The following is a 26,255-nucleotide window of genomic DNA, read 5'->3' as shown; positions in this document are numbered from 1 at the left end:
GTATCGTCGTCATCTTTTGTTCGCTAAATGGGAACGGAAGCGATAGACGAGCATTGTTTTGCGACGCGTCAACCGTTACGTGTCGGGAAATGGTGCAGTGCACAATATTGGTATTGGGCACAATAGAGAGTTGGCGGAGTAGCTGAAGTGTCACTTCTGCAGATCTATTGGAGAGCGTTGGGGTATCTGGCCGCCGACAAGAAGCGCGTCGCGCTGATTTGTTCGGCCAACGTGGCCCTTGCCGCTGTCGCCATTCTCGAGCCGATCCTGTTTGGCCGGGTGATTGACGCAATCTCCGCGCATGGCTCGGTATTCTCCACGCTTGCCGTGTGGGCCGCCTTGGGCGCCTTCAACGTGGTCGCCTTCGTTCTGGTGGCACGCGGCGCGGACCGCTTCGCCCACGCCCGGCGCAGCCAGGTTCTGTGCGAATCGTTCGAGCGTGTCATCACCATGCCGCTCGCCTGGCATCACCAGCGCGGCACTTCGAACGCCCTGCACACGCTGCTGCGTGCCGTCGAGACGCTGTTCAGCCTTTGGCTCGAATTCATGCGCCAGCATTTGTCCACGGCTGTCGCCCTCGTCCTGCTGGTTCCGACTGCAATCAGCATGGATGTGCGCATGTCAGGGGTACTGCTTGCGCTCGGTGTCCTCTATGTCGGCATAGGCCGCCTGGTCATGAAGCGCACCAAGGAAGGCCAGGCCGCTGTTGAGCGCCACTACCACAAGGTGTTCGCTCACGTGACGGACTCCGTGAGCAACGTCGCCGTTCTCCAGAGCTACAACCGTCTTGGCCATGAGGCCGAGACGCTGCGCCGCTACGTCAAGAACCTGCTCGATGCGCAGAACCCTGTGCTCGACTGGTGGGCCATTGCGAACGCGCTCAATCGCCTGTCATCGACAATCTCGATGATGGTGGTGCTCCTGATCGGCGCCTATCTGGTCACCCATGGCCAGCTGCGCGTCGGCGATGTCATCGCCTTTACCGGTTTCGCCACGTTGCTGATCTCGCGGCTCGACCAGATGTCGGCTTTCGCCAACCAGATCTCGGAGGCTCGCGCCAAGCTCGAGGACTTCTACAAGCTCGAGGACTCGGCAGCCGATGCCGCCGAGCCGGATGGCCTGCGCGACCTCACCAACGTCACCGGCCATGTCCGCTTCGAGGATGTGCGCTTCGAATTCGCCAATTCGGGGCAGGGCGTCAGTGATGTGTCCTTCGAGGTTCAGGCTGGCCAGACGGTTGCCATCGTCGGACCGACGGGTGCGGGCAAGACCACGCTCATCAACCTGCTGCAGCGCGTCTTCTCGCCGTCCGGTGGCCGTATCCTGATAGACGGCATCGATACCCGCACGGTGACCCGCAAGTCGCTGCGCCATTCGATCGCCACCGTGTTCCAGGATGCCGGGCTTCTCAACCGCTCGATCGAGGACAATATCCGCGTCGGCCGTGCCGACGCCACCAATGACGAGATCCATGCGGCCGCCGACGCGGCCGCGGCCCAGGACTTCATCCTGGCCAAGAGCAATGGCTATGACACGGTGGTCGGCGAGCGCGGCGGCCAGCTCTCGGGTGGCGAGCGCCAGCGCATCGCCATTGCCCGTGCCGTGCTGAAGGATGCCCCGATCCTGGTGCTCGACGAGGCGACCAGCGCGCTCGATGTCGAGACCGAGGACCGCGTCAAGGAAGCGATCGACGAGCTGCGGCGAGACCGCACCACCTTCATCATCGCCCATCGCCTGACCACCGTTCGCGACGCCGATCTGGTCGTGTTCATGGACAAGGGCAGGGTGGTCGAAATGGGCGGCTTTGCCGAACTGTCGCTGCGCAACGGCCGCTTCGCCAGCCTGCTGCGTGCCGGCGGCCTGCTCAACGACGAGGAAGTCCGCCGCCTCAGCCGCTCCGTGCAGGGCGAGGCCGCCTGAGCAGATGATGGTTCTTCCTTCTCCCCTTGTTGGGGAGAAGGCGTTGCCGAAGGCGACGGCTGAGGGGGGCTCCAGCTGGCGGAACCCAAGTCCGCATAGAATTTTCCATCGCCTTATTCCTTCCAGCACCCCTCATCCATCTCGGCGCTGCGCGCCGATCCCGGGAAAAGGCAAGGCCTGCGACACCGCCGCTCGATTGCCCCAAACGCGACGGCGGTCTATGTAAGGCGGCATGAGTGACACCACTTCACGCCTGAGCGGCTGGACCGATCTTGCCAATCCGACGCGGTTCGTCGCGTTGGTAGACAGGCTTGTGCCATGGCTGGCGGCGATCGCCGCAGTTATCTTGGCCGTCGGGCTCTATATGAGCTTCACGGCGCCGGAAGACTTCCAGCAAGGCATCACAGTGCGCATCATGTACATCCATGTGCCTTTCGCCTGGCTCGCCATGATGTGCTACACGCTGATGGCGGTCTCGGCGCTGGGCACACTGGTCTGGCGCCATCCGCTGGCCGATGTCGCGCTGAAATCGGCCGCACCCATCGGCGCCGTCTTCACCGCGCTGGCGCTGATCACCGGCTCGATCTGGGGCAAGCCGATGTGGGGCACCTGGTGGGTGTGGGACGCCCGCCTGACGTCGGTCTTCGTGCTGTTTTTGATGTATCTCGGCATTATCGCGCTGACCCGCGCGCTCGACGATGCCGGACGCGCCGCCTGGGCCGCCGCCATTATCACGCTGGTTGGTTTCATCAACATCCCGATCATCAAATTCTCGGTCGACTGGTGGAACACGCTGCATCAGCCAGCCTCGGTGTTCCGCATGGGTGGCTCTACCATCGATTCCTCTATGCTGTGGCCGCTGCTGGCGATGGCACTCGGCTTCACCGTGCTGTTCTTCGCGCTGCACCTGATGGCGATGCGCACCGAAATCCGCCGCCGTCGGATCATCGCCATGCGGCGGGTGGCGGCGCGGCAGCTCAACTGACGCACGCCGAGTCTCTTCCCGGCGCCAGCGTTGTGATGAATTCCGCGACCCGCCAGGTCGCTCGTCATCTCATCCCATCAGTCCGCGCGCCGCCACCGGCAGCGTTTCCAGCACTTTCTCGCCGTCGATCAGGTTGATCTCGTTGAAGAGGTTGGTGACGACGCAGCAATGATCGGGCACCACCCGCACCCGCTCGCCGATGCGCAGCCTGGCCTCGCTCGACAGCGTGACCGTGCCATGCTCCTCGCTGAGGCCCGTCACCCGCGCCCCCGGGACACCCATCAACTCGCCGAAATCGGGCAGCCCCAGCGTGTCGCTGGACAGCGCCTTGCTGCCGGCATCGAGGATGGCGCGGCTCGGCGTCGGATGGCTGACCACGGTCGACAGCACCGTGAGCGCGCAATCGTCCAAGGTGCCGACGCCTTTGGCGACCTGATAGCGGTCGAGATAGATGTAGGTGCCGGGCCGGTATTCGGTGACGACGGATGCGGCAGCGGAGCGCCACATATCCGGCGTGCCACCGCTCGAAACGCGCTCGCAGGCGAGACCCGAAGCGGCCAGCACCCGCTTGGCGTCGGCAAGCCAGGCTTCGGCTTCCGCTGCCCGGCCGGCGGCCGGATAGGTCATCAGCCCGCCGAAGGCGAGGCCGCCGGCCTTGTCGATCAGCCTCGCCAGCGCAACCGCTTCATCGGCCGTCTGCACGCCGCAGCGGCCCATGCCGGTATCGCATTCGACCAGCACCGGCAGCGGGTGGCCGGCATCGGTGAAAGTCGCCGCGAGTCCCTCCAGCGTATCCATGCTGTCCGCCGTCACCGACAGCGTTACGCGACCGTGCAGCGCCTTCAGCCGCTCCAGCTTGGCGCGGCCGAGAATGTTGTAGGGGAGAAAAATGTCGGTGAGACCGGCATCGGCCATCACCTCGGCCTCGCCGATCTTCTGGCAGGTGATGCCGACGGCCCCCGCCGCCACCTGTTTCTTCGCCCAATAGGGCAGCTTGTGGGTCTTGATGTGCGGCCTGAGCTTCAACCCGTTCTTCTCGGCATGGGCTTGCGCGCGGGCAATGTTGGCTTCGGCGCGTGCGGCGTCGATCAGGATCGACGGCGTATCGAGGTCGTGGATCGTCGGCATCGGCTATCCCTGTGAAAATTCACAGGGGTTATGAGCCTGAAAGCACGCTGTGTCACGCGGCCAGCCGACCGGATCGGTAGGCCATCCGTTCACGGTGCAAGGCAGGGCAGGCGGCTGGGTGGATCGACACCGAACCCGCGTTCGGCTATGCGGTTTGCCAGACAGTCGACGCCAAGGGGTCACGATCATGAAACGCTCCGCCATCAACGAAATCATCCGCGAAGCCGACGCTTTCATACGCTCGTTCGGCTACATCATGCCGCCCTTCGCCTACTGGTCGCCGGAGGAAATGAAGGCGCGCCAAGTTGACTCCTCCGCCATCCACACCTCGCGGCTGGGCTGGGACATCACCGACTATGGCCAGGAGAAATTCAAGGAACTCGGCCTGTTCCTGTTCACCGTCCGCAACGGCCGTTACGAGGATATGAAGAAGGGCATGGGTATGCTTTATGCCGAGAAGATCATGATCTCGCGCAAGGACCAGCTGTCGCCCATGCACCGCCACAACATCAAGGCCGAGGACATCATCAATCGTGGCGGCGGCAAGCTGGTGCTGGAACTGTTCATGCACGATCGTGACGGTGGCATCGACCCCAAGGCCGAAGTATCGGTACCCGTCGACGGAACCATCCACCGGCTTCCGGCGGGCGGACTGTTGAAACTCGACCCGGGCCAGAGCGTCACGCTGCTGCCGGGCGTCTGGCACGCCTTCTGGGCCGAAGGCAAGGACGTGCTGATCGGCGAGGTCTCCACCGTCAACGACGATCTCACCGACAATGTCTTCCGCGAGCCGATCGGCCGCTTCTCCAATATCGAAGAGGACGTCGCTCCCCTGCATCTGCTGGTGGCCGACTATGAGAAGTGGCTGAGATAAGGCAGGGCCGGCAGCGGCCGCCTCCCGGCAGCTTTAATGGCAGCAACCTGCGGCAGCCTCATCAAAATGGATGGCGACTCTCGTCCGCGTCTGTGGTGGTATCCGGCCCAGGTGGGGAGCGGGGACCCGGAGCAAAAAGGTGGTCCCATCCCCGTAAGTGGGCCAACACCCTCATTGATCTGGCCTCTCTATGGGCTCTGACCGAGGAGAGTCGAGAATGCTGTATCCTGCCGAGAGGAACAAAAAGCCGCCTTGTAGCCAACCAGCCGACGATGAGCGCCAGGCGCGGCTCGAGAAAACAGCCAGGCTCAAGCGGCTTCGGTCGTACGCTTCCTGGCTCACGCCTGACCCACACGCCCCACTTCATGATGAGATAGACTGCTCTGCGGTAATTGAGGAAAGCAGGTCAGTGAGCCTGGCCTGATCGGCAGAGTGAAGCAGCTGGCCGGCGAGGCGCCTACGGTAGACTCAAAGACAGCAGCTTGCCGCCGATTGCACGCTTGTCCGGCATAGGCATGACGAACTGATCGGCACGTCGGTCATGGCCATCGCCGTGGCGAGCTTTGCCTGCAGTGCCGGCAGCTCGTCGCTCTCGCCGCGCCGTTTCAGGCACTCCACCAGACCGTGCAGCGCCCAGACATTGTTCGGGTGCTGCGCGCAGCGCTGCACCTTGTCGCTCAAGCCCAGATCGTCGCGATAGATCTGTTCGGCCTCCTGCGCGTAGCCCTGGTCGAGAAGCAGCGCCGCCAGCGCATGGCGCGGCGGGTGCATCCACGCCCACGGCTCGGTGTAGGACAGATTGTCGTCGAGCTCGACCGCTTGCCGCAGATGCCTATAGGCCTCCTCATGCCGGCCCTGATGATAGGCAAGCTCGCCATCAAGCAACGCAGCGCCCACGGCGAGCGAGGCGCGGGTCGGGTTGCTGAGGAAACGCCGCTCGACTGGAATGCGCGCCATATGCTGGTGGAATCGGTCGCGCTCACGCTCGGCCTCAGCGAAGTTTTTCAACGTCGCATGCGCGACGCCCTTGGCATAATGCTGCATGGCGGCCGTGAGCACGTGGAGGCCGGGCTCCGCGGTGATCGGCTCGTCCACGATCTCCCGCCAGCGGCCGAAGCGCACCTGCACATGCGATTTCATCGCATGATAGCCTTCCACCGTCTGGGTGAGCTTTGGCCGATCGGGCAGGCTGACCACATCGCGCGTCACCAGGCTGCGCACCTTGTCGGCGGCCCACAGCGCCGGCCGGTACTGGCCGAGGAACATGCAGGTGAACATCATCAGATGCAGATCGTGGCAGCAGCCGAGCAGGTAGTAGGTCGGCTCATCCGCATAGGCGAGATAGAGGTCGTTGGCGCGGACAGCCTTTTCGCTGGCCAACTTCGCCTTTTCGTATTCTCCGCACAGCACATAGATATGCCCCGGCATGTGGTTCATGTGCCCCGCATCGGGGCAAATTTCGCCCAGCAGATCGGCCGAGCGCATGCCGCGTTCCGGCATGGTGGACATTTCCAGGAGATGGATGTGCAGATGCAGGATCGCCGGATGCTGGGTCGTCCGGCCTTCGTCGGCGAGCCGGATTGACCGCTCGCAGACCTCCAGCGCCTCGACGACATCGGAATTCGGCGCCGGCGCGCCGGTCTTGAGGTTCCATAGGCGCCGGACGGTGCGCATCATCAGCGCCTCGACCAGCAGCGCCATCACATCATGGTCGTCGGGAAAATCCTGGTAGACCCGCCGCATCGCGGCGGCATAGGCATCATCCCACTGTTCGAATTCCTGCGGGCTCACCCGCTGCGGCTTCTGGAAGCGACAGGCCAGCGCTTCGATCAACCGCTTTTCGATGTCGCTGGCGCCAGCCGCGTTGGCGCGCGCCAACTGGACATGCTCGAAGCAACGCTTCGTCGCATTGTTCGCCTCGGCCTCGCCATGCTCCTTCCAGGCCAGATTGTAGAAGGGCCCGGCGGCATAGGCGATGCCCCAATGAACAAAAGCGCAGTCCGGATCCGTCTCCAGCCCCTTCTCGAAACACTTGATGCCTTCCTCATGGTTGAAACCGTAGCACCAGTTCAGCCCGATATCGAACCAGCGCTGGGTTTCGGCGGAGCGGGTGGAGATGGGGCGGCGGTAGGTGCCGAGGTCGAAGCGGTCCATGGGGTCTCGTTAGTTCTTGTTGGCAGGCAGCCAAGTTCCGGACAGATTTCGTCACCAACAATGTGTGCCGAAATCTCCAGGCATGGCAAACGCTCAGAGTACAATCGCCACTGTTTGAGAGGTACGGCTGTAGGCGCGGGCGGCTTTTTTAAAAATGGAGGTCTGAGTGGGAATTGAACCCACTACGTCGGTTTTGCAGACCGATGCGTCACCGTCCCGCCCTCAGACCATGTTGCTCTTATGACCACCCCATAAACACTCGTCAACTTTGCTGAAGGGCGCAACAGGCATTTGGCCCAGAATGTCCGCCTTCGTCGGACCTGTCGCTCATCTTGTGCAAGGCGTCCTGCTGCTTGTCCACGGCCATTCTGTGTAGAGGGTGCGGGCCGCGATAGTGAGGCAGAATGAAGATTGAGCCACCCTTTGGAAACAGCCTCAGTATCTAGCTTCCTAGAAGCTTTTCGAACTTTCCTTCTGGCACCTCCAACCGAATTGCGCGGGTATCAGGACATGCGACGGGACAAACTTCATCAAGCACGCGCCGGGGTCTGGTGGCGGTTGCAACTTGACACTTCCGGGCAACGATGTAGCCTGAATTGACTGGTCTAGCGCGCCGATCGTTCGCTGTGTTGGCCTGTTAGCCGCTCGCCGATGGAGGTGAAGCGGCGCCACCTGCCAAGAAAGCGGCGATACGCCGACGCGCCTCACGATGGGGAGGAGCCAATGGCAACCGGTTGGCAATTGTCTGGAAACTATTTCGAGAATTGTAGCTGCGACGTCGTATGTCCCTGCCTGATGTCGCCCAACGCGCAGCTGACATCAAGGCCGACGCGAGGCGTTTGCGATGTCGCCATGGCCTTCCATATCGATACGGGCAACTACGGTGACGCTCGATTGGATGGCCTCAACGTTGCGATGATTGCCCACACTCCGGGTCCGATGGCGGACGGCAATTGGACGGCTGCCGCCTATATCGACGAACGGGCCGATGAAGGGCAGATGGAGGCGCTGGGCGCGATCTTCACCGGCGCCGCCGGCGGTCCGTTGGCTATGCTCGCGCCTCTGATCGGCACGAACCTGGGAGTCAGGAAGGTGCCGATCAAGTACCAGATCGACGGCAAGAAGCGGTCGGTGGAAATCCCGGGTGTCATGCAGATGGCGGTCGAACCACTGCCGACAATGCGCGAGGACGGCGAGATGTGGGCCGCGACCGGCCATCCCGTCAATCCCGACTGGCTTGGTATGGCGATGGGCGTGCCGGGCAGCACGTTCGGCGACCACGGCATGCGCTGGGACAATTCCCGCCGAAACGGGCATTACGCGCCGATCAACTGGTCCGGCCAGCAATAGGCCGCGCTCCCATATCGGAACGGGGCTCGCCCATGGCCAATGCGGGAACTCCATCGCTGACGCTGCAGCGAAACATCATTGTCGCGCTGTTGATCGCTATCGCGGCGGCAGCTTGGGCCATGCTCGTCTGGCAGCAGACTGGCATAGACATGCCAATGGAAATGAAAACGCCCACCATGGGCATGAATGCGCCGTTGTTCCTTGCAGTCTGGATCATTATGATGACCGCCATGATGTTTCCGACAGCCGCCCCCATGATCCTGACGTTTCACCAGGTCCAGGCCGGTCGGCAGGGGCGCGGTGAGACCTTCGTCTCAACCTGGGTATTCATGGGGGGCTACATGCTGGTCTGGGGCGCGGCGGGCGTGCTTGTCTTTGCTGGCGCGGCTGGCGCGGAGAAGATTGCAACGCATACAGGAATGTCCGCGGCGACCGCCTCCCGCATCGGCGGCGTGCTGCTGATCATTGCCGGCGCCTATCAACTTTCGCCGCTCAAGGATCTCTGCCTGGCCAAATGCCGTACTCCGATGAGTTTCATCCTCACCTCATGGCGCGATGGACATTGGGGCGCGGTGCGCATGGGATGGGAGCATGGGCTCTTTTGTCTGGGCTGCTGCTGGCTCTTGTTTCTTGCCCTTTTTCCTCTCGGGATCATGAACATTGCTGCGATGGCTATGCTCACCTTGCTGATCTTTGCGGAAAAGACCTTCCCGGCAGGAGAGAGGATAGCAAAGCTATCGGGCACCGCTTTGCTGCTTTACGGCGCGGCGGTGTTGGTCTTTCCACAACTGTTGCCGACGTTTCCGGCAGTGCACGCCATGTCAATGAATTGACGAACGGCTTGATGCGCCCACCGCGCCGCTTGGCTCGAGCATTCCTAAGCGGAAGAGGCATATTCTACTTAAATTTAAATTGATCTATGCCCTGCTGTAGAGACAGCTTTTCAAGCATGTGCTAACAAAGGCGTTGCAGGGGGATGCCATGCCGTCCTTGAGGTGGGCTGCTATTGCCGCGCTGGCCGCGATGTTCAGCAATGCGACGCCGACCATGGCCGCCGAAGCAGTGGGCCAAGCGGTCGTGATCAAGACTGCCGTTACCGGCGCAACCGGACCGCTGGTGGTCAGTGCACCCGTTTATCGGGACGAACGTATCAGCACATCCAATACCGGGCTTGGCCAATTCGTGTTCCTGGATGGCACCAAGCTGGCGGTAGGGTGGGGTTCTTCCGTTGTCATCGACAAGTATGTCTTCAACAATGAGAATTCGGTCAAGAACCTGACCATCCGCGCTGCCAAGGGAACGTTTCGCTGGATAAGCGGAAGCTCGCCTTCGTCAGCTTACCAGATCGTGACGCCTGCAGGCACGATAGGCGTGCGGGGAACAGCATTGATGTCCACATCGCGCCCAACGGCAAAACCGCCGTCGTGCTTCTGAAGGGGGTGGCCAGATTCTGCAGCGGCGGCAGATGCAGGGAACTGAAGCGGCGCTGCGATTGTGTGGTCGCGACGCCATCAGGCGCAATGACCGATGTTACCAAGGTCAATCGGTCTGTGCTCAGCACACTCGGCACCTCGCGGGCATTGCCGTTTCTGACAGGCAATCAGCAGCTTTCGGGAGGCTTTGCCGCACTCGGAAATTGCGGGCTTATGGCAGCCAGTCAGCAAGAGGATAGGGCGCGGCCGCAGCAGCGCAACTCACCGGCGCCCACTCCGCCCAGTCCGCCTAGCCCACCTAGCCCACCCGGTCCGCCGGACCCACCGCATGGCGACACCGATGACGGCAACAACGGCCATGGAAATGATCCAGGCAAGCATGATGGCAGCAATCCCGGAAAATCCAACGGCCACGGCAAGGGCAATGGGAACGGCACGGGCGACGGATAGCCGCTCTTTTTCTTGGCGCGCGTCTGGTGTTCGACTTCGCTGGCCAGCGAGTCCTGCGGTCAACGGCCCTGTTTGAATGCAGGTCAGGAACCGGAGCCGAATTGTTGCTCCGCATAGCCGGCATTCGCCTCCACCGCTGCTCCCGCCCGTTTGGCAAGAAAATCATCCGGTCTGCGCGATATCCGGCCATAGAAGTCCTGCAAGTCTGCCGGCAGCCCCGCGGCCTTGGCTTTGGCCGCCGCTATGATCTTTCGGCTGCCTGGCGAGCGCGAATGCAACGCCTCGATGAGTTTGCCGTGGAGAAGCCGCAATTCCGCGAAATCCGGCGACGACGCAACATTTTCATCGCCGACAACGGCATTGATTCTCGTCCTAGCGCTCTTTCCCTTGAGCTCCAGCGATCCCGCTTCGAGCAACGCCCAGCCGGGCAGCGATCTTACTGTGTCGTAGGACGCGAGGATGTCGAAACTCACCGTCTTGCACGCTGTCTCGATACGCGCTGCGATGTTCACCGCGTCGCCAACGGCCGAATAGTTGAATCGCGACTCCGCTCCCATGTTTCCGACGCAGGCGATGCCGGTATGGATTCCGATACCGATGCGAACCGTCTGCCCGGCCCCGAATCCGAATGCATCGCTTTCGTTGAGGCGGGCCATCGTCTCGCGCATGGCCAATGCCGCGCGAACGGCCTTGGCAGAATGATCGGCGACGTCGACCGGGGCATTCCAGAAGGCCATGATCGAGTCGCCGATGAACTTGTCGAGTGTGCCTTCATTGGCGGTGACGTGACGGCTGAGCGCGTCGAGAAGCGTGTTCAGAAACCGCACGAGGGCGGTGGGCGGCAGTCTTTCGCTGATCTCGGTGAAGTTTCGCACATCGACGAACATCACGGTCAGTTCGCGGTCGTCTCCGCCAAGACGAAGTGCGTTGCGCGTGTGCTCGATGCGGTAGAGAAGCGATGGCGATAGATATTGGCCGAAGGCCCGCCGGATCGCGCGCCGCTCCCGGTCGGTCACCAGGAAGCGGAAAGAGGTTGTCGCAAAATGCGTGATCGTGCCCATGACGATCGGCGCAAATGGGTCGAACAGCAGTCCGGCCAGCGAAAAGGCAAGCCACGATGCGACGAGCGCAAGGCCCGTGATCGCCAGGCCGCAGGCGAGCGCAATCGCCGGGCTCACGAAAATCGTGAGAAACACCAGAAGGGTGCCCAGGATCGCGATGGACGCGATTTCCAGCCCGTTTGCCCAGTCGGGCCGCGACAGATAATGCCCGGACAGGATCTGTTCAACCATCTGCGCGTGGAGCGATACACCGGGCACGTTCTCACCGAGTGCAGTGACACGAATATCCTGCAGCCCCGCGGCGGAAGTGCCGACAAACACGATGTTGCCCTCGATGGCGGCCCTTGTTTTGGGTGAGACGCCGGCGGGTGCGAGCAGGTCCTTCGCAGAAACATATCGTTCCGGCCTGTCGGGACTGACATAGAGCCAGAGTTCGCCGGCCGAGGTCACCGGGATAACGAAGTCGCCGATCTTGACGGATATCATTATGCCCTGCCGATCCGGCACGCCGGCAATCAGATAGGTGGATGCGCCCTGCGCTACCCTCATGGCTTCGAGGGCAAGATTCGGATAAAGCTGCTCGCCATCGGTCAGAAAGAGTGGAGCTGCCCTGACCACCGCGGTCGATCTGCCCGGATTGAGGCTGATATGTCCGAGACCGGCGGCATTGGCCTCGAGGTGCGGCCGCAGCGGTGTGGCTGCCCTGATATGAGGGGGAGCCTCCATCGGGCTCTCGCCCGTAAAGGCGATGCCAGCCTTCATGTGCGGCCGATAGGTCCCTTCGTTGGAGATGCCGTAACCCAGGATAACCGGCTTGCCGGCGATCGATCGGGCGAAGATTTCATCATTATCGGGCAGGCGATCGAGCAGGGCAGGATCGATGCCCGGCACCTCGCGGACAACACTGCGAGGCGACAAACGATCGGGTTCGGCGAAAAGGATGTCGAACGCGATGGCTGCCGCACCAAGCTCCGTCAGTTTCTCGACCAGAGCAGCCATGCGATTCCTGGGCCACGGCCACTGCCCGAACTGCTGCAATGAGGCCTCGTCGATGTCGACCACGCGGACAGGCATCGGTTCGAAGCTGCGAGGTGCCAACCTCTGATATTGGTCGAATGTGGCTTCGCGGGCGAGTCTCAACGGCTGCGGATCGATCGCCCGGACAACGGTAAGTGCTGCCACCAGGGACAAGCCCAGGATGACGCCGGCCAACTGGGAGCGGGTCATGACTGCTGCATCAATTGTTGTGCCGCGTATCCTTGCTGCATGGTCCCGCTCCGGGAATAGCTTTTCGAGCCTTGAGGCTAGGCTGCATTGTTCCCGGCGAATGCGCAATCGCCAACCTTACCGCCCAGCGGAGTAGCGCAGTTCTTCAGCCTGGCGCATCCGTCGTCGGTCTGGCACGCATGGCTGACCATGGAGGGCGCCGCCCCGATCAAACGTGGCCGGAACCCGTGTCGATGGAGTCACTCTACTTGGGGTTGAATTCTCTGCGGCCACGCTCGCGGACACCTCGTCAAGCATCAAGGGGAGGGCGTTTTCAGCAACCAAATGCCCTGTGGAACATCCATTTAGCTGTACACTTAGCATTTGCTAATGTTCACTAAATTGAAAGGCAACGATAAAAGACGTGTGGCTGGGGAACCTGGATTCAGTCACTGGGATCAAATAAGCTTAGCTATGTCAATTGCTTAGCCGAATTCGCGCGAGTAACGTGGGCCCCATGTGGGGCTGTCAACCGCCGACAGCGGGTCAGTTTGAAATTGCTCATGTCGAGGCCTTCCAGCACCCATAATCCCATTATGGATAGATTGTCCTTAAATGTTTATTAGAGTATGCTAAAATTAGGCACAGAAGGCCCTGCCTCCAAAGATGCGGCGCACAAAGCGTCTTAGGGAGGAACCATGAGAACGCTTCTTATCGTCACGACGGCACTTGCATTCGCAGCCTCCGCTCCCGCGCTTGCGGACCCTAAAGGCAGCACTACGACAACTACCTCTGAACAGGGACATAGCGGAAATCCGCCAAACAATGACAACGGGACGACCACGACCACCACAACGACCGGACCAAGCGGTCAGGTGAATAATGGCAAGCTCGACTGTAACAATTGCGATACGACCACCACGACGACTGGGCCGGGCAACAGCAACAAATAAGACCGCGGAACTCCGCTTATTGGGGCGCATTCGGGAACGCGCCCCGCTTTTTTGCCCCATCCCGAGCGCCCCAGGGCTTACAAAGCGGCTTCCTTTTTATAAGGGCCGCGCAGCATAGATTTCTCGGCTTCGGTCTTCGGATCCCATCCGTCCTGATGCTTCTGGATCACGAAGCAGGCGCTACCGTTTATGACTTGGATGTCGTCTACCGGGTGTAGTCCACATATTTCCTCCAATCGCATTCCGCTATGGAGCGGGATCAACGGCAACAACGGCCGGTCGTATCGGGTGGATTGCTCAGGTAATCGGTCGATCGGAAGATGTGCTCAAGCTGCTCAGCTGTCCGTGTTTCTCGGTCTTTGCTGCTGGACCGCCCGCCGGGAAACTTGTGATTCGAGAGGGGCTAGGTGAACGCGGGATAAGCTACTTGAAGGTCAGCCATTCCCAATGTCGGTTTATGGCGCTTCGAAATCGACTCAGGTAGGTGGCTCACCGCCTGAGCTATCGCGCGGATGCTTTTGCGCGAATAAATGGTAAAGTTGCCCGGCGAGGCTGAACCGCCCGTCACCACGGCGGGCTTTTGTATGTGGGTATGAGGGTAACGGTGTAGTGGCCTTCCTCCAGCGGGAAATCGTTCCCGTACTCCCGGCAGAGCTCTTTGGTGATGACGCGGCGCTTTGAGTTGCGCCGTGTCACCTCATACTCCGTCTCACACCGCATGCACTTGATTATTTCTGGCATGGCCCGGGCCCCGCCCCATCAGGCTGCTTTACGGATGACCGCCTTGAACGGATGATCCATCGAAGGCATCTGGCCGGACGCCCCGCTCGACTTGACCCCAGGTCACTGGATCGGCGATTGGAAACCGGCACCGGGGGAGAGAACGCGCCCACGCCCGTGTTGCCTCTCCCCAAAGCCGCCCCTGGTGCCTGTGGCGTTCGCTAAACTCCGAGCCATTCGGAGCCGCTTTTGACCAGCCGGATTCAAGCTAAGACACCAGCCAATTACGGCATTTCTTCCCGGCCCCCAGAGCCATGCGAGAAGGACTGGATTTCATCCATGTCGATCTTCCCGTCACCGTTCTGGTCGATTGCAGAGAAGATTCGGCCGACAGCCTCCTGGACCTCGTTCTCGGACAGCGATCCGTCACCATCCGTGTCCAGAAGCGCGAGTACAAGTCGCATCCCGGTGCCGCGCATCATGCGAGGACCATGATTTCCGACCATTCCATGCTCACCGGCTGGGCCGCCATTGCGGTGCCACCGCCATCCGTCTCCATGACGGGAAGCTTCCTGTTGACGATTGTCACCCTCCTCTTGCCGATTGTTACCTTCGTTGGAGCTCCGATCCTGTTGCATTCTCTCCTGGACGGCTTGCTCAATCATCTGGCGAATCATTTCATGCGTCGGCCCACCCGCCTGTCCGTTCACATCCGGCAGTTGCCCGGCACCGGGCTGTTGGGTGGTCGCCGGGGTTGGTGCAGGTGTTCCGTTCGTCTGGGCGAGCGCAGGGAAGGTCGCGAACATAAAAGCGGCGGCCGCAGTGGTCGTGCAGCGTGGAAATCTCATGACATGCTCCATTGGTTGGTCGTGGTCTGCCTCAAGCTGATTGGCTGGCCCCCAACTTGGAGTTCATTCCGATTGTTCCTCCCTGGAGATCGGGTCACGATGAAGTTACACGAACCATGGGGGGATAGGCTTCAACATACTGTGCCGACAGCAGCCGCACGTCACGGCCACGTGCAGTGAATTCTCTCGCCCAACAAAGCAACGTGGCAAGCTCTCGAAGAATGGCAGCACGCGCCCACGCGTCAGCTTCCTGCGAACGACAACCTCACTCGCCGCGTCCACCTCGTGGACTTGCAGAATCGGCAGCTGCGGCGGCCTCATGCGAGCCGGACGGGGCGAAATCATTCGTGGGACATCCAGTTTGGCTGGGGAACCTGGATTCGAACCAGGACTAACGGAGTCAGAGTCCGTTGCTTTTCGCGCCCGTGCAGCAAATATTACACAATAAATTCAAGCAGATGACATTATCCATAAGCACCATCATCCTAAGCCACTTGACATGTGCAAGGACGGCACTCAAGGAAAGAAGAAGGGTCAAAGCTGCACAAGTGACAGCCAGTGCTGCGGCGGAATGATTTGCATCGGCAAAATCTGTGAAGGCGAAGAATGACCTTTTTTTGAGAGGGGCGTTTAGTAGTGGGCAAGGAGATGCGGCCCGCCACCGTGAGGAAGCGGGCCTCTATTCCTACATGATCGGTTGAAGTCCGCTGGCGCCGACCCCACAGGCGAACAAAAGCTCGGAGCGAAGCCGCCGGCCAAATCAGCGGAGGTGATGGGGATCATTTTAATGAATCGTTGACCGCGCTGTCCTATTTTGGAACAGCGCGGTCAAACCCCAACCTGACTGCGTAGGCGGCTCCGGCACCCAGCCCCCGCCAGCAATGCCGGAGCCGCCGCTACCACACTTCGCATAATACCAGCAATGGTTGAATTAACCGTTACTCGGTGTCCTTTCCAGTTCGCTTTCCCGGTCGTTAGACTTTGATAAAACCGGGGATTCAGATCCCCTGCCCGCCTTCGATAAAGCCGGGAAAATCCATCTCGGCATCATCCCGCTCCCGGTCGGTGCATACCTCCCGCTCATGGTCGCCACGCGCGCCGTCTGCCCAGTGGGTTTGATTGTGGTGACGGTTCGGTGCGCCTAGCGTCGGTTCCTCGGTGCCGTCGTCTTCCAAGTCGCAATGATCGGCCTCCCGGTCGTCGTTGTCGCCAGACCAGCCCGCCATGTATGGCTCATGGTCCGCGCCGTCTTCAAGATCGCAATCGGCTTCCATAAGGTCGAGTGCGGTGATGAGGCTCATGGCGCGGTCTAAGAGATCGTCAAGGCGCTTCTGGACTTCGCTGGGCCATGTGCGGGGATCTATCCCAGCGGGCATTCCATAGGGCTTTAGAAGGCTGACAGGCGCGTTCATATGGTCGCCCCCGACAACTTCGCTTTGAATTGCGCGAAGACTCCATCGTTATCCTTCAGGCCGCGAATGTATGCCAGGATTTCAGCACGGGGAGCGCCGCCCTCGTTCATCCATACTATATGGTCAATCCATCTGCGCAGCTGCGCACAATAGGCGGCGGCCAGTTCTGGCGGCAGCGTGTCCAATAAGGCTTCGATGCGGCGTATTTTGGCCTCGGTGCTTTCTCTGCTGGGCGCGACCAGGGTAAGCGGCGCCGGCAGGGCCAAGGCCGTTGTAGCTGCTCCCATGGCTGCAACAGAGGTGAGACCGACAAGGAGCCGGCGGCGAGAAAATCGCCCGGTGATGATGTGCATTCCCTCGACAGCGGCCATAGTTTCGCCGGCCGCCGGAACATGGGTGTTCGGCATGGTGACTTCCAGGTTGATGTTTTCGTATTACAGTGATACGAATAGATCACATTGGCACAAACGTCAACACTTTTAGATAAAGTTGATCCGAATGGATAAGCCGACAGGCCGACAAATCGCCGCTGCTCGAACGCTCGTCGGCATGACACAACCGGAATTGGCAGAGCTGTCAAAGGTTTCTGTGCCGACCGTCAAGCGCATGGAGGGCAGCGACGGCCAGGCTGTCGGTATGGCGAATAATGTCGAAGCAGTGTGCCGCGCCCTTGAGGCGGCTGGCGTCGAGTTCATCCCAGAGAACGGCGGCGGGGCTGGCGTGCGGCTCCGCAAGGCCTGAAGGCAGCTTGCGTGCAATCCTAGATTGCGCAATGCTTGCTGGGGGAAAAGGGAGGGGTGTATCTTGAGTAGATTCCCACTCGTTGTTGCGCTTGGTCTTTGTGCGAGCGTGACGGCCCATTCAGTCTCGGCAATGACCACAGATGAAGCATGTGCGCAGGTCGCTGGAGCCGCACAAGGGGTTATGACTGCTCGGCAGAACGGCACCCCGATGCAATCAGTTCTTGAAGTCGCCAACGATCCCAAATTTGCATCAGGCAAGGCAGGCTTCCGGGCTATTATTATGATGGCTTACGACCAGCCTCGTTTCAACACTGACGAAAACAAACAACGGGCAATAGATGATTTCCGCGGCCATGTTCAACCCGAAGGAAAACCGGCGGGCAGGGCAAGGATATCAAGACGGTGCAGGCGCGCATGGGGCATTCCAGCATCGTCATGACCGCCGACACCTACGGACACCTGTTCCCCGGCACCAATGACCAGGAAGAACTGGCAGCGGCGGAAAAGTCCCTGCTTGGCGCTTGACGCGACACAAACGCGACATGGCGGCTTGTTCGGCGTGTCTAGATTTGGCTAAGTGCTTGATTTGTTTGGCTGGGGAACCTGGATTCGAACCAGGACTAACGGAGTCAGAGTCCGTGGGTCTACCGTTAACCTATTCCCCAGCAGGTGCGGTCATGAACCGCGCGGCCGAGCGGCTGAGCCGCTTGAGCGCTGCCTTGTAGCCGCCAGCGGAAAATAGTCAAGCCTGCTCTGCGGTACAAATCGGGCAATCGCACAAGTTTGCGCTGCCCTTCATCAGCCTGCCGGCAGCTTCTGCCCGTGAACAGGAGAAGCCCGCTGGCCGCGCCTCAGCTCTCTGTCCGGCTGAATTGCGAGCGTTCGAAGAACAGCACGATGCCCAGCCCGAGAATCAGCGGGATGATGAGATAAAGCAGCCGGAACACCAGCAGTGCGGCCAGCACGCCCACCGGGTCCATGTCGGAAAGCCCGGCGAGAAATACCACTTCGAACACGCCGAGCCCGCCCGGCGCGTGCGAGAGCTGGGCGACCGAAAAGGAGACGAGGAAGACGCCGAGCACGACGAAATAGCCGGGATTCTGGGCTTCGGGCAGGGCAAAGAAGATGATCGCGGCGGCGGCGAGCAATTCGATCGGGCCGATAAGCAACTGCCTGGCGACGATCGGCAGCGCCGGATAGTGCAGTTGGAAGCTGGCGATCTTCAGCGGGCGCAGATGCAGCCAGCTGCCGAATATATAGGCGGCGACGATCAGCAGCATCGCAATGCCGGCCGCTTCCGACAGGCCATGATGGGCAATGCCGGAAAACCGGTCGAGGATCTCGGGCTCGAACACCAGCACCAGGCCGGCCATCAGGATGGTCGACAGCACGAAGGTGATCCAGCAGATTGCCACAAGCACGCCGACATCCTGTCCGGTCAGCCCTCTGGTGCCATAGGCGCGGTAGCGGATGACGGCGCCGGAGAACACCGAACCGCCGATATTGTGCGAAAGTGCGTAGGTGGTGAAGGAGCAGAGCGTCACGAACAGCCACGACACCTTCTTGCCGATATGCAGGAGCGCGATGTGGTCGTAGCCGGCGAGCGCGGCATAGGCGATGACGGAACTGAGCGCCGCCAGCACCCAGCCACGGGTTGGAATGGCGGCAAGCCCGTCCCAGACATCGTCGATCGAGATGCCGCGCAGCTCGTGCCAGAGCAACAGCAGCGAGAAGATCACCGCGGCACCGCCGACGACCGGCCAGAAATAGCGTCTCCAGTTCATTGCCTGACTGCCATGCGTTGCGTGTCCGCTTCCTTTTCTCTTGAAGATGGGAGGCCGGTTGCCCGGCTTCTTCCGTTCATTTCAGAAATGCCTCATTGAAGCCGGCTATTCAACCGCGAACGCTTACCGGTGCTACCCACCTGCAAGATCCGCCTGCACCGAAGGCGGTGCAAAGGCGCCAGCAAGCGGTGAGGCGTCGGCTCTTCCGGGAGATCGTCTCCGACAGTCTCACACTATCAATCCAGCCTTGCGGCTAGATTACGCACGAAGGCGGCTTGGGAGCCCAGCCGGCAAAATTCGGCGCATGGCTCTTGGTGATCGGGCGCACCGCTGTTAGTCTGGCGGCAACTTGAAACATGCCAAAGCGCCTGCAGCGTCCGTCATCGGTTCGCGCGGCGCCGGAAGGAACGACAGTGGAAGACCGCGACACCGGCGCAGGCGCGCCGGAGGTGGGCGCGTCCAGCGCTTCCCCAGGGCCATCTGGCTCGGGGACAGCCGGTTGGCAGCAACGCCGCCCGACGGAGCTTGGCTCCGCCGACGGGCCGGCGGGCGACGCGACCCGCAACCAGAAGGGCAAGCCCAAGAAGCGGCGCAAGCGAAGGCGAGGGCGCAAGGTTTTTGCGCGCGACGAAGCGCGCCCCCAAGACAATCGATCGCCGATGCCAGGCAAAGCCGCTGTCTCGGCCATGGAACCGAAGCAGGCGGCTCCGGTGATCTCGCCCGTCGCTTCAACGCCGCGCCCGGAGCAGGGCGTCCGCCGCCCGCCGGTGCACGAGCTTCCCGTCTTCGCGGCCCTCGACCTCGGCACCAACAATTGCCGGCTGCTGGTCGCCGTTCCCTCACGGCATGGCCAGTTTCGCGTCATCGATGCCTTCTCGCGCATCGTCAGGCTGGGCGAAGGGCTCACTGCCAATGGCCGGCTCAGCCAGCCGGCGATGGACCGCGCCGTCGAGGCGCTGAAGATCTGCGGCGACAAATTGCGCAGCCGCAAGATCAGGAAGGCAAGGCTGATCGCCACGGAAGCCTGCCGCTCGGCGGCAAACGGCGTCGAGTTCCTGGAACGCGTCGAGCGCGAGGCCGGCGTGAAGCTCGAGATCATCGACCGCCAGACCGAGGCGCGGCTGGCGGTGTCCGGCTGCGGCTCGCTGGTCGAGCGCGACACGCAGGGCGTCGTCCTGTTCGATATTGGCGGCGGCTCTTCCGAAATCGCACTGATCGATCTCACCGGTCGCCGGTCGCCGCGCCTCGCCAACCATATCGTCTCCTGGACGTCGCTGCCGGTCGGCGTCGTCTCGCTGGCCGAACGTTTCGGTGGCCGCACGGTGACACGCGAGATTTTCACGGCCATGGTCGATGACGTTGCCGGCCGGTTGGCCGCCTTCGATGGCCGCGACCGGCTAAGCCACCTCAAGGCCAACCCGAACTTCCATCTGCTGGGCACCTCCGGCACGGTAACGACGCTCGCCGGCGTCCACCTCGATCTCGAACGCTATGATCGCCGCCGGGTCGACGGGCTGTGGATGGACCGCGACAGCGTCGACCGCATGGTGGAGAGACTGGTCGGCTGGGATTTCCAGCAGCGTGTGGCCAATCCCTGCATTGGCGCCGATCGCGCCGATCTGGTGCTGGCCGGCTGCGCCATACTGGAGGCGATCCGCGCGGTTTGGCCGTCGGAGCGGCTGCGTGTCGCCGACCGTGGCCTGCGCGAGGGCATACTGAGCGAACTGATGGCCGATGACGGCGTCTGGCGCAATGATGGGCGTGGCAGAGCATGATCATGCTCGGACAAGAAATCAAGCGATGACCAAGAAACCGGAAAAGCCAGGAACGGCCGGCATTCGCGTGCTGAAGACGCGTATCAAGAAGAAGAGCGGCCTGAAGGAGTCCTCGCGCCGCTGGCTGCAGCGCCACATCAACGATCCCTATGTGCAGAGGTCGAAGGCTGATGGCTATCGCTCGCGCGCGGCCTACAAGCTGATCGAGATCGACGACAAGCATCATCTTCTAAAGCCCGGCATGAAGGTGATCGATCTTGGCGCTGCGCCCGGCGGCTGGTGCCAGGTGGCAGCCGCGCGCACGAAATCGACGGCGGAAAACCCGCATGTCGTCGGCATCGATTATCTGGAAATGGATGCCGTGCCTGGAGCGCCGGTGCTTTTGATGGATTTCCTGGACGTGGATGCGCCGCGCAAACTGTCCGAGGCGCTGGGTGGCGATCCCGATGTCGTGCTGTCCGACATGGCGGCACCGACCACTGGCCATAAGCGGACCGACCACATCCGCACCATGCATCTGTGCGAGGTGGCGGCCGATTTCGCGCTGTCCGTGCTGAAGCCGGGCGGACATTTCCTCGCCAAGACTTTTCAGGGCGGCGCGGAAAACGAGCTGCTGTCGATGCTCAAGAAGAATTTCCGCTCCGTCCACCACGTCAAACCGCCGGCTTCGCGCGATGAGTCGGTCGAACTCTATTTGCTGGCGAAGGATTTTAAGGGGCGCTCCCTTCCTTCTCCCCTTGTGGGAGAAAGTGGCGCCGAAGGCGACGGATGAGGGGTGTTCCAAGGAGCACCAATGTCTCACTCCGTCCAACACCCCTCAACCGTCTCGGCGCTCCGCGCCCGATCCGCCTTCTCTCGCGAGGGGAGAACGAAACGGCCGGACTCACTCCCCCGGCGATCTCGCCGGCTGCAGGTCCTTCGGTGTCGTCAGCCGGCCATGGCCCGACACGGCGTTGCCGGCATCCGGCGCCAGCCGCATGAAAGAGAGCGCCGCGGCGGCTGAGATCGCGGCGACGATGAAGAAGGCGGTGTGGAAATCCGTCAGCGTCAGCGGTCCGCCATGGACGCTCGTCGACACTTCCAATATGCCGCCGGCCACCGCCACGCCAAGCGCGATCGACAATTGCTGGAACACGGCGGTGATCGGCGTTGCCTTGCTGGTGTCCTCGGCCGAAACCTCGGCATAGGACAGCGCATTGACGCCGGTGAAGAACATCGAGCGGATGAAGCCGCCGACCAGAAGCACGGACAGCATCAGCAGGTAGGGCGTGTCGGGCGTGAACAGGCCGTTGATGGCGATCGATCCGGCGGCGACCAGCGAGCCCACGATCAAAACGCGGCGGAAGCCGACGACGCGGAAAATCAGCGCGGTGACGAATTTCATGCCGATGGCGCCGATTGCCGAGACGAAAGTGATCATGCCGGACTGGAACGGCGTCAGCCCGAAGCCGATCTGGAACATCAGCGGCAAAAGAAACGGCACCGCGCCGATGCCGATGCGGAACAGCGAGCCGCCGAGCACGGAGGATCGGAACACCTGGTTGCGGAACAGTTCGAGCGCCAGCAGCGGGTTTTTGGCGCGGCGCGCATGCATCAGGTAGAGCGCGCCCGACACCAGCCCGACGGCCACGGTGATGAAGCCGGTCGCCGGCGGCAAATAGGGCAGGCTGACCACCGACAGGCCGAACACGATCCCGGATGCCGCCAACCCGCTGAGCACGAAGCCGATGAAATCGAGCGGCGGCGTCTCCATGGATTCGGTCTGGGGCAGGAAGCGGGTGGCCAGCCAGATGCCGATCAGGCCGATCGGCACGTTGATCAGGAAGATCCAGTGCCAGGTGAAGTAGGTGGTGATGAAGCCGCCGATCGGCGGGCCCACCAGCGGGCCGACCAGCGCGGGAATGGTCAGCCACGACATGGCCGCGACCAGTTCGCTCTTGGGCGTCGCACGCACCAGAACCAGGCGCCCGACCGGCGTCATCATGGCGCCGCCGATGCCTTGCAGGAAGCGTGACACAACGAAGGCCGGCAGCGAACCTGAGAAGGCGCAGGCGACCGAACCGGCGATGAAGACCGCGATCGCGGCGCGGAAGATATTCTTGGCGCCGAAGCGGTCGGCCATCCAGCCGCTGATCGGAATGAAGATCGCCAGCGACACCAGATAGGCGGTCAGCGCCAGCTTGAGCGCGATAGGGCTGGTATGGATGTCGATGGCGATCGCCGGCAGCGACGTCGCGATCACGGTCGAATCCATGTTTTCCATGAAAAGTGCGACCGCCAGGATGAGCGGAATGGTGCGGTTCACGAGCGTGCCTGTTTCAGATTCTCTTTCCGGCCGGGGGCGAGCCGATACGAGGGGCGGGTATCACGGCCGGGCACCGATGTCGTGTTAATTTGCTGTCACTTTTGTGCGACCGCAAGGATGCCGACTTTCGCTTTGACATGCCCATGCCGGCAGAGATCATATCCGTTCCAGGCAAGGGACACCTTGCAGGGAGCGGTACACATCATTATTGTAGTGAATATAACTACTATGGGACATTATCATGGACAAAGCTGTTTCGGCAGCCGATGCCAATCGCAGGTTTTCTCTCCTGCTGCGCGGCGTTCGCGAAGGACAAAGCTACGTGGTGACCAGTCACGGGCGTCCGGTCGCTCGGATCGTGCCCGCGGATCATCAGGAGGGTGTGGCTGCCCGATCGCGCGCGGCGTTGTTGTCGCGCCTTGAGCGCCAGCCTGTCATGGATGCCGGGCGTTGGACGCGTGATGAACTCTACGAGGACGAGCATTGAAGATCGCGCTCGATACCAATGTCCTTGCTTACGCGGAAGGGGTGAACGGTGCGGAGAAGCGCGACGTCGTTCTCGAATTGCTGCGCAATGTCCAGCAAGATGACGCCGTTATTCCTGTTCAGGTTCTTGGTGAACTGTTCAACGTTTTGGTCCGCAAGGCAGGAAGACCGCCCGCGGAGGCACGGGATGCCCTTCTGAGCTGGAGCGACGCATTCTCCGTTGCCGCGACGACGCAAGATGTGATGATGATGGCCGCTGATCTGGCTGCCGATCACCGATTCAGCATTTGGGACTCGGTCATTCTCTCCACGGCCTCGCAAGCTGGTTGTCGGCTGCTGGTCTCGGAAGATCTGCAAGACGGCTTCACATGGGGCGGGGTCACTGTCGTCAGTCCTTTTGCAGCGCCACGTCATGCATTGCTTGATGCTCTGGCGGGGAAGTCTGGCGACTAGAACGCGGAACGCCGCAACGATCGGCTTTTCATCGGCGCCGCGACGTGTTACCAGCCAGCGCCAATCCTGAAAGGGAAGATGAGAGTCGGCGCTGCCCATTCTGGTCCAGCGCTTTTTCCGCATTCAAAGGGCTGGCCATGGCAAAGATCATCGAAACGTCCACCGGCGCGCTGGCGCTGACCTTTGACGACGTGCTGTTGCAGCCCGGCCATTCCGAGGTCATGCCCGGCCAGACCGACATCCGCACCCGCATCGCCGGCGACATCGACCTCAACGTGCCGATCCTGTCGGCGGCGATGGACACCGTCACCGAAGCGCGTCTCGCCATCGCCATGGCCCAGGCCGGCGGCATCGGCGTCATCCACCGCAATTTTTCGCCGGCCGAACAGGCCGAGCAGGTGCGTCAGGTCAAGAAATTCGAATCCGGCATGGTGGTCAACCCGGTCACCATCGGCCCCGACGCCACGCTTGCCGATGCGCTGTCCCTGATGCGCACCTACTCGATCTCCGGCATACCGGTGGTCGAGAATGGCGGCACTGGCGGCCACAAGACCGGCCGATTGGTCGGCATCCTGACCAATCGCGACGTGCGCTTTGCCTCCGATCCGGGGCAGAAGGTCTACGAACTGATGACCCGTGAGAACCTGATCACGGTCAAGGAGAATGTCGACCAGGACGAAGCCAAGCGGCTCCTCCACCAGCACCGGATCGAAAAGCTCGTCGTGGTCGACAAGTCAGGAAATTGCGTCGGCCTGATCACCGTCAAGGACATCGAGAAGTCGCAGCTGAACCCCCACGCCACCAAGGACGCGCAGGGTCGCCTGCGCGCGGCGGCCGCCACCAGCGTCGGCGACGACGGCTTCGAGCGCGCCGAACGCCTCATCGAGGCCGGCGTCGACCTTCTGGTGATCGATACCGCGCATGGCCACTCGCAGCGCGTGCTGGATGCGGTCGCGCGCGCCAAGAAACTCTCCAACTCGGTTCGCATCCTGGCCGGCAATGTCGCCACCGCCGAAGGCACGCAGGCCCTGATCGATGCTGGCGCCGACGCCGTCAAGGTCGGCATCGGCCCGGGCTCGATCTGCACCACCCGCATCGTTGCCGGTGTCGGCGTGCCGCAGCTTTCGGCCATCATGTCGGCGGTCGAGACGGCGCACAAATCGGGTGCCTCGGTCATTGCCGACGGCGGCATCAAATATTCCGGTGATCTCGCGAAGGCGCTCGCGGCCGGCGCCAGCGCCGCCATGATAGGCTCGCTGCTGGCCGGAACCGACGAAAGCCCAGGCGAGGTCTATCTGCACCAGGGCCGCTCCTTCAAGGCCTATCGCGGCATGGGTTCTGTCGGCGCAATGGCGCGCGGCTCCGCCGACCGCTACTTCCAGGCCGAGGTGCGCGATACGCTGAAACTGGTGCCGGAAGGCATTGAAGGGCAGGTTCCCTACAAAGGACCTGTGTCTGGCGTGCTGCACCAGCTTGCAGGCGGCCTGAAAGCCGCTATGGGTTATGTTGGCGGTCGCGATCTTGCCGATTTCCGCGAACGCGCCACCTTTGTGCGCATATCCAACGCCGGACTTCGTGAAAGCCACGCCCATGACGTCACGATTACCCGCGAAAGCCCGAACTATCCCGGCGGAGCCTGATTCCGACGGAATCGGGCGAAGCCTGACGGCGGCGGTCCTGCGGCTGTCACGTCACGCTGCCGCCCTCTGTTTCCTGTCGGCGGCGGTTTTCATTCTCATGACGGTGCTGGAGTTCTTCTATTTCCGCCAGTTGAGCGGCGGCCTGCCGTCGCTCGACATGCGCTATTTCGGTTTTACGCCCGATGAAGGCATGGCCTGGCTGACGGCGCTCGGCCGGCGCGGCGGCGAGATCATTCTGGTCTGGCACTATCTGACCTTCGACCTCTTGTTTCCGGCATTGCTATCGCTGACGCTGGTCAGCCTGATCCTGACGACCGGTCGTCGCCTGAAGAATTTCCGGGTGCTGCCAGGGCAGGTGCAGTCGATCTTCGCGCTGGTCCTGGTGCTGCCCTACACGATCGCCGACTATGCCCAGAACGTCACTGTGGCGCGGCTTCTGTCTGACTTTCTGTACGCCAACCCGGATTCGCTGGCCTTAGCCTCGGCGCTGATCGTCACCAAGTTCGCGCTTCTCGCCGTCCCGGTTACCATAATTGCCGTTTTTTGGGTGGCGGGCCTGAGACGCCAGGATTGAT

20 protein-coding genes, 2 tRNA genes and 1 pseudogene are annotated in these 26,255 nt (G+C 61.7%); 13 read left to right on the top strand and 10 right to left on the bottom strand.

All coding sequences use genetic code 11. The annotated features are described in order from the left end of the window. Positions 1-147: 147 nt before the first annotated feature. Both FJ938_RS08430 and FJ938_RS08425 read left to right on the top strand, forming a co-directional pair. Positions 148-1,920, top strand: coding sequence for a glucan ABC transporter ATP-binding protein/ permease (locus FJ938_RS08430; RefSeq protein WP_140692768.1), 1,773 nt, complete (start codon positions 148-150; stop codon positions 1,918-1,920). 232 nt (positions 1,921-2,152) lie between these two features. Then, positions 2,153-2,905, top strand: coding sequence for a heme ABC transporter permease (locus tag FJ938_RS08425; RefSeq protein WP_140692765.1), 753 nt, complete (start codon positions 2,153-2,155; stop codon positions 2,903-2,905). Positions 2,906-2,974: 69 nt separating this feature from the next. On the opposite strand, the gene FJ938_RS08420 is transcribed toward FJ938_RS08425, so the two are convergent. Next, a complete protein-coding gene (locus tag FJ938_RS08420; RefSeq protein ID WP_140692762.1) occupies positions 2,975-4,033 on the bottom strand; it encodes a D-TA family PLP-dependent enzyme in 1,059 nt (352 codons plus the stop codon). A 187-nt stretch (positions 4,034-4,220) separates the two neighbouring features. Between FJ938_RS08420 and FJ938_RS08415 the strand changes: the two genes are divergently transcribed. Further along, on the top strand, positions 4,221-4,907 hold the full coding sequence (locus tag FJ938_RS08415; protein WP_140609940.1) for a D-lyxose/D-mannose family sugar isomerase: 687 nt from the start codon (positions 4,221-4,223) through the stop codon (positions 4,905-4,907). Positions 4,908-5,375: 468 nt separating this feature from the next. Here the strand turns inward: FJ938_RS08415 and FJ938_RS08405 are convergent, their stop codons facing one another. Both FJ938_RS08405 and FJ938_RS08400 read right to left on the bottom strand, forming a co-directional pair. Then, a complete protein-coding gene (locus tag FJ938_RS08405; protein WP_140692760.1) occupies positions 5,376-7,061 on the bottom strand; it encodes a hypothetical protein in 1,686 nt (561 codons plus the stop codon). Between the two features lie 155 nt (positions 7,062-7,216). Continuing rightward, a tRNA-Cys gene (locus FJ938_RS08400) sits at positions 7,217-7,290 on the bottom strand. A 422-nt stretch (positions 7,291-7,712) separates the two neighbouring features. On the opposite strand from FJ938_RS08400, the gene FJ938_RS08395 reads away from it, so the two are divergent. The 3 genes and pseudogenes from FJ938_RS08395 to FJ938_RS08385 all read left to right on the top strand — a co-directional run bounded on the left by FJ938_RS08395 (position 7,713) and on the right by FJ938_RS08385 (position 10,294). Then, a complete protein-coding gene (locus FJ938_RS08395) occupies positions 7,713-8,411 on the top strand; it encodes a DUF1326 domain-containing protein (protein ID WP_348642277.1) in 699 nt (232 codons plus the stop codon). 32 nt (positions 8,412-8,443) lie between these two features. Continuing rightward, on the top strand, positions 8,444-9,244 hold the full coding sequence (locus tag FJ938_RS08390) for a DUF2182 domain-containing protein (RefSeq protein ID WP_140692757.1): 801 nt from the start codon (positions 8,444-8,446) through the stop codon (positions 9,242-9,244). Between the two features lie 148 nt (positions 9,245-9,392). After that, positions 9,393-10,294 (top strand): annotated as a pseudogene (locus tag FJ938_RS08385) (FecR domain-containing protein). An 83-nt stretch (positions 10,295-10,377) separates the two neighbouring features. Here the strand turns inward: FJ938_RS08385 and FJ938_RS08380 are convergent. The 4 genes from FJ938_RS08380 to FJ938_RS08365 all read right to left on the bottom strand — a co-directional run bounded on the left by FJ938_RS08380 (position 10,378) and on the right by FJ938_RS08365 (position 16,901). Beyond that, positions 10,378-12,582, bottom strand: coding sequence for an adenylate/guanylate cyclase domain-containing protein (locus tag FJ938_RS08380; RefSeq protein WP_140692754.1), 2,205 nt, complete (start codon positions 12,580-12,582; stop codon positions 10,378-10,380). A gap of 1,936 nt (positions 12,583-14,518) precedes the next feature. Beyond that, entirely contained in the window at positions 14,519-15,082 is a 564-nt protein-coding gene (locus tag FJ938_RS08375) for an EF-hand domain-containing protein (RefSeq protein ID WP_140692751.1), read from the bottom strand. A gap of 998 nt (positions 15,083-16,080) precedes the next feature. Then, positions 16,081-16,383 (bottom strand): hypothetical protein, encoded by a 303-nt coding sequence (locus FJ938_RS08370; RefSeq protein WP_140692748.1) that lies wholly within the window; start codon positions 16,381-16,383, stop codon positions 16,081-16,083. A 107-nt stretch (positions 16,384-16,490) separates the two neighbouring features. Continuing rightward, entirely contained in the window at positions 16,491-16,901 is a 411-nt protein-coding gene (locus FJ938_RS08365; RefSeq protein WP_140692745.1) for a hypothetical protein, read from the bottom strand. An 82-nt stretch (positions 16,902-16,983) separates the two neighbouring features. Between FJ938_RS08365 and FJ938_RS08360 the strand changes: the two genes are divergently transcribed. After that, entirely contained in the window at positions 16,984-17,235 is a 252-nt protein-coding gene (locus FJ938_RS08360; protein WP_140609950.1) for a helix-turn-helix transcriptional regulator, read from the top strand. A gap of 593 nt (positions 17,236-17,828) precedes the next feature. Here FJ938_RS08360 and FJ938_RS08350 read toward each other — a convergent pair. Continuing rightward, positions 17,829-17,902 (bottom strand) — tRNA-Gln (locus FJ938_RS08350). A 186-nt stretch (positions 17,903-18,088) separates the two neighbouring features. Further along, positions 18,089-19,021: a lysylphosphatidylglycerol synthase domain-containing protein gene (locus FJ938_RS08345; RefSeq protein WP_140609951.1), complete on the bottom strand. Its 933-nt coding sequence runs from the start codon at positions 19,019-19,021 to the stop codon at positions 18,089-18,091. Positions 19,022-19,434: 413 nt separating this feature from the next. Here FJ938_RS08345 and FJ938_RS08340 point away from each other — a divergent pair, with 413 nt between their 5' ends. Beyond that, positions 19,435-20,796, top strand: coding sequence for a Ppx/GppA phosphatase family protein (locus FJ938_RS08340; RefSeq protein ID WP_140610005.1), 1,362 nt, complete (start codon positions 19,435-19,437; stop codon positions 20,794-20,796). A 25-nt stretch (positions 20,797-20,821) separates the two neighbouring features. Then, the gene (locus FJ938_RS08335; protein WP_140609952.1) at positions 20,822-21,568 is read left to right on the top strand and encodes an RlmE family RNA methyltransferase; all 747 of its coding nucleotides are present in this window, start codon (positions 20,822-20,824) and stop codon (positions 21,566-21,568) included. 111 nt (positions 21,569-21,679) lie between these two features. On the opposite strand, the gene FJ938_RS08330 is transcribed toward FJ938_RS08335, so the two are convergent. Beyond that, positions 21,680-23,101, bottom strand: coding sequence for an MFS transporter (locus FJ938_RS08330; protein WP_140609953.1), 1,422 nt, complete (start codon positions 23,099-23,101; stop codon positions 21,680-21,682). 241 nt (positions 23,102-23,342) lie between these two features. On the opposite strand from FJ938_RS08330, the gene FJ938_RS08325 reads away from it, so the two are divergent. The 4 genes from FJ938_RS08325 to FJ938_RS08310 all read left to right on the top strand — a co-directional run bounded on the left by FJ938_RS08325 (position 23,343) and on the right by FJ938_RS08310 (position 26,254). Continuing rightward, a complete protein-coding gene (locus FJ938_RS08325; RefSeq protein ID WP_140609954.1) occupies positions 23,343-23,588 on the top strand; it encodes a type II toxin-antitoxin system prevent-host-death family antitoxin in 246 nt (81 codons plus the stop codon). Beyond that, positions 23,585-24,040 (top strand): PIN domain-containing protein, encoded by a 456-nt coding sequence (locus FJ938_RS08320; RefSeq protein ID WP_140609955.1) that lies wholly within the window; start codon positions 23,585-23,587, stop codon positions 24,038-24,040. Before FJ938_RS08325 ends, FJ938_RS08320 begins: the two co-directional genes overlap by 4 nt. A gap of 137 nt (positions 24,041-24,177) precedes the next feature. Then, entirely contained in the window at positions 24,178-25,680 is a 1,503-nt protein-coding gene (guaB, locus tag FJ938_RS08315; RefSeq protein WP_140609956.1) for an IMP dehydrogenase, read from the top strand. Then, positions 25,631-26,254, top strand: coding sequence for a hypothetical protein (locus FJ938_RS08310; protein WP_140692810.1), 624 nt, complete (start codon positions 25,631-25,633; stop codon positions 26,252-26,254). Before guaB ends, FJ938_RS08310 begins: the two co-directional genes overlap by 50 nt. The last annotated feature ends 1 nt before the right edge of the window (position 26,255 follow it).

The sequence above is a fragment of the Mesorhizobium sp. B2-4-14 genome, from assembly GCF_006442155.1.
GTDB lineage: Bacteria > Pseudomonadota > Alphaproteobacteria > Rhizobiales > Rhizobiaceae > Mesorhizobium.
The sequence above is the reverse complement of the archived record's forward strand: the minus strand, read 5'-3'. Positions and strand labels throughout refer to the sequence as shown.